The 2,759-nt window shown below is 33.6% G+C and carries 4 protein-coding genes; 3 read left to right on the top strand and 1 reads right to left on the bottom strand.

Features of this window, described 5'->3' with window-relative positions:
* The first annotated feature begins 143 nt into the window (after positions 1-143).
* The 3 genes from I6751_RS04770 to I6751_RS04780 all read left to right on the top strand — a co-directional run bounded on the left by I6751_RS04770 (position 144) and on the right by I6751_RS04780 (position 2,080).
* Positions 144-662 carry a helix-turn-helix domain-containing protein gene (locus I6751_RS04770; RefSeq protein WP_196590380.1) on the top strand — a complete coding sequence of 173 codons (519 nt, stop codon included), beginning with the start codon at positions 144-146 and terminating at the stop codon, positions 660-662.
* 48 nt (positions 663-710) lie between these two features.
* Positions 711-1,454 (top strand): Fic family protein, encoded by a 744-nt coding sequence (locus tag I6751_RS04775; RefSeq protein ID WP_196590379.1) that lies wholly within the window; start codon positions 711-713, stop codon positions 1,452-1,454.
* Positions 1,455-1,711: 257 nt separating this feature from the next.
* Positions 1,712-2,080 (top strand): 3'-5' exonuclease, encoded by a 369-nt coding sequence (locus tag I6751_RS04780; protein ID WP_196590378.1) that lies wholly within the window; start codon positions 1,712-1,714, stop codon positions 2,078-2,080.
* On the opposite strand, the gene I6751_RS04785 is transcribed toward I6751_RS04780, so the two are convergent.
* The coding region (locus I6751_RS04785) for a tyrosine-type recombinase/integrase (protein WP_196598995.1) at positions 2,069-2,759 on the bottom strand (691 nt) is incomplete at its 5' end. The two genes, I6751_RS04780 and I6751_RS04785, sit on opposite strands and share 12 nt — an antisense overlap.

Genomic DNA, 2,759 nt, shown 5'->3' on the forward strand with positions numbered 1-2,759 from the left:
GACTTTTTATAGTTGGTCTTTCTTTAATCCTTTTATTTATGACTTAATCCTATTGCAATATTTCTTAGTCCTTTTGTCAATCATTTTTTATTGACTTAATCCTATTTTTATTTTATGATAGGACTATCGAAGGAGGTGATAATGTGTCAAATACTATTGGTGATAGAATAAATATTATTATTGAAGATGCTAAATTAAAAAAAGTACAATTTGCTCAAATATTAAACATTGACCAGTCATATGTTTCGAGATTAATAAAAGGTAAAGGTGTTCCCAGTCCTCGTTTAATTGAAAATATATGCGAAAAATTTAATATTAATGATAAATGGTTATCTGACGGTCTTGGCGATATGTACCGTCCTGCTGAAGAAAATATTCTTAATGACCCTTCATTAGATGTTACTGATAGAGAAATACTAAACAGCTATATTCGTATGACTCCATCACAACGCCAATTTATTAAAAACTGGATTAAAAACATTGCTGTCACTATTAACGGCAATGGTAATGATTCAGGGCACCAGTTGACTAATAAAGAAGAATCAAAAGATGGCAATTGGAAACAACGGGAGCTAAAAGCATATGCTAAAGAACTTGATGCTGAAGAAAAAGGGCTGTCAGTATCAGGAAATATAGACGATTCAAGCAAAAAAAGGGCATAATAAAAAAACCGCCCTATATGGGCGGTAAAATGTGAAGGAATTAAATTTATGGATTTTACTCAAATAAATAATCTTAGTGCAAAATTAAAAACCTTGCGACCTTTAAACGCTGGCGAGCTGAAGCGTCTGCATGATGAATTTATTATTGATAATACTTATAATTCTAATGCAATAGAAGGGAACACACTAACCTTACGTGAAACAGCTCTTGTTCTGCAAGAAGGTATCACAATAGCCGAAAAGCCTCTTAAAGATCACCTAGAAGCTATTGGACATAAAGATGCTTTCCAATATGTGTTGCAGCTTGTAGACAAGAACGAACTACTAAGCGAACATATTATCAAAGATATTCACGCTTTAGTGCTTATGAATGATGCGGCAAACCGTGGCGTTTATCGTCGTTTGCCAGTCAGAATTCTTGGCTCTGAACATACACCACCGCAACCATATCTTGTTCCTGTACAGATGGAACAACTCGTAGCCGACTATACTGCTATGAAAGATAACTGCCATATTATCGAAGCTGTTGCAGAACTTCATGCACGCTTTGAAACTATTCATCCATTCATTGATGGCAACGGTCGTACTGGTCGACTTATGCTTAATTTTGAACTTATGAAGGCAGGCTTGTTGCCAGTTAATATCAAATTTACTGACCGCTATAAATATTATGCTGCTTTTGATGCTTACCACAAAGATGGAAATGCTCATGTAATGGCGGAGCTCATTATGAAATATGAAACCGAGGAATTAGAACATTATATTGCTATTATTGAAGACAGCCATGCTTAAAAAATCGGAAGCTACAGCTAAGAATCATACTACAGTGCAGACAAGTAAAAACAATCCTGCTCTTGCCCTGAAAATACGTCACGCATCTAAATTCTTAAAAAGAACTATAACCTTTATAAGAATCTTGAAAATAAACAAACTGTATAAAACCAGCATACTCTATTGTCAAGAAGGAATTAAAAACTCTCCTTGGAATAAATAATATTTAAGGCATTTGATAGGCCTTTTATTACTTTATTTCAAGGAGTGAAATTATTATGTCTATTAATATTTCTTTTTCTGATGGTGAATTTAAAATTGATACAAACTATAAAGGTTCTCCCAAAAGACAAAAGGGTAAATCTTTACTGGAAACTCCTGTCGATTATACCATTATTGATTTAGAAACAACTGGATTCGATCCACATTATGACGAAATTATCGAAATAGGTTGTATAAAATATCGTAGTAACAAAGAGGTTGAAAAATTTCAAACATTAATTCAACCATCTCCATCATATGAATATGACGATGATGATAATAAAACTACTATCTATTATGTTGATGATTTTATAAGCAAATTAACTGGTATTACTAATGAAATGTTAGTTTCCGCCCCTCGATTTGAAAACATATCAAAGCCGTAATGCATGAAATTTTCTATATGGTACGTTTGCACATTTTAGCAAATCCCGCCAAGCTCGGTCGGTATTTCTAGGATAAAGCGGCGTACCATTTTTGGTTCTAAAGCATAAAGTAGACTGATCTATATTCATATCAACTACTTCTGATTTTAAGCGTTTCAATTCTGCGGCAGTTTCTATCGGAATGGATATTTTCCTAATAGCGGCTTTTGTCTTTGGTGATGTCAGCTGTATACCTTTACCGGCTAAATAAGACAACGTATATTTTATAGATACTTCCATATGCTTAAAATCAACATCGCACCATCTAAGTCCTAAAACTTCGCCTAATCTCATTCCGGTCGTTACTGCTAATAAAAACATTGGATATCGCTTATTTAATACTAAGTGATTTTTACATGTCTCCAATATGGCTTCTATTTCTTCCCGTGTAAAAATTTCTATTTCCTTTTTTTCATATTTTGGGGCTGGAATGGTTGCCATTATATTTTTCTTTATTAATTCTGTTTCATAGGCCTTCTTAAATATCGATGACAAAAATTTATGTGTTTTGTGAATTGTATGGAGCGATAATCTATCCTGCAAGTCAACATATAATCGATTTATCTGCCGGGCAGTGACATCCTGCAATCGAATATTAGATATTTCAGATAAATGGCGGGGTCTGTAAATAGTTTTGTGC

This window comes from Pectinatus frisingensis, from assembly GCF_015732285.1.
In the GTDB taxonomy this organism is placed as follows: Bacteria; Bacillota; Negativicutes; order Selenomonadales; family Selenomonadaceae; genus Pectinatus; species Pectinatus frisingensis.